Below are 278 nucleotides of genomic sequence, written 5' to 3'. Positions count from 1 at the left end.
CGTGATAACAGCAACTTCCTGCTGGGGGCTATCGTTGACAAAAATGGCGTAGTTCATGGCATGAGTCATTTTGCTGTCTTCAGGGGGCTTGTTTCTGGCGTTGAAGATTTAACACGATTTTCCTACAAACCGATCGTCAGACAAATCAGTACCGGCCCGGTATTCTCTGAGGTAGAAGTGATTGTTTACAACTCGGAAAAATATGGACTTGAAGCCGGGGTGCTAAAACTTCGCGTGCGCTATCGGATATTTAAAAGCGGTCAGGTTCAGTGTTATGG

At 46.0% G+C, this 278-nt stretch carries 1 protein-coding gene; it reads left to right on the top strand.

Annotation, left to right across the window (positions count from 1 at the left end; all coding sequences use genetic code 11):
- Positions 1–278: hypothetical protein (locus AC2FC2_RS27065; protein ID WP_490660218.1), on the top strand; the 278-nt coding region annotated here is incomplete at both ends.

The sequence above is a fragment of the Serratia sp. CoH_122_TC_1 genome (genome assembly GCF_058191755.1).
The sequence above is the reverse complement of the archived record's forward strand: the minus strand, read 5'-3'. Positions and strand labels throughout refer to the sequence as shown.